Annotated in this window: 1 protein-coding gene; it reads left to right on the forward strand. The window is 52.0% G+C overall.

Annotation, left to right across the window (positions count from 1 at the left end):
- Nucleotides 1-791, forward strand: a 791-nt coding sequence (locus K6Y31_RS22095) for an immunoglobulin-like domain-containing protein (protein ID WP_233055182.1), incomplete at both ends; no start/stop codon positions are given.

A 791-nucleotide genomic window follows, 5' to 3' on the forward strand; every position in this document is an offset into this window, starting at 1 on the left:
AAATTCAACGTGTCACTGGGTAACACCAACGGCGGCAGCTACGAGAACTTAGTGAAAGGTAACTCGGTCATCGAGACTACCATCAATGACCAAACCGGCAGTGATGAGATTCCGGGCAGCGAGGACACCACCACCTTGACCTTAAGCGGTGCGACTAGCGTAGTCGAAGGGGAAAGCGCGACTTACACCGTGAGTGTGGACAACGCGCCAGCGACAGACTTAACGGTCCAAGTGATCACTGGTCATATCACCACCGACAACGGTGACGTGATTGCACAAACCCAAGACGTGGTGATCAAAGCAGGTACCTTATCAACTGACTTTACCGTGGCGACCTTAGATGATGCCATTGCTGATAGTGGTGAAAAATTCAACGTGTCACTGGGTAACACCAACGGCGGCAGCTACGAGAACTTAGTGAAAGGTAACTCGGTCATCGAGACTACCATCAATGACCAAACCGGCAGTGATGAGATTCCGGGCAGCGAGGACACCACCACCTTGACCTTAAGCGGTGCGACTAGCGTAGTCGAAGGGGAAAGCGCGACTTACACCGTGAGTGTGGACAACGCGCCCGCGACTGACTTAACGGTCCAAGTGATCACCGGTCATATCACCACCGACAACGGTGACGTGATTGCACAAACCCAAGACGTGGTGATCAAAGCAGGTACCTTATCAACTGACTTTACCGTGGCGACCTTAGATGATGCCATTGCTGATAGTGGTGAAAAATTCAACGTGTCACTGGGTAACACCAACGGCGGCAGCTACGAGAACTTAGTGAAAGG

The sequence above is a fragment of the Motilimonas cestriensis genome (genome assembly GCF_021295315.1).
Classification (GTDB): domain Bacteria; phylum Pseudomonadota; class Gammaproteobacteria; order Enterobacterales; family CBDFNC01; genus Motilimonas; species Motilimonas cestriensis.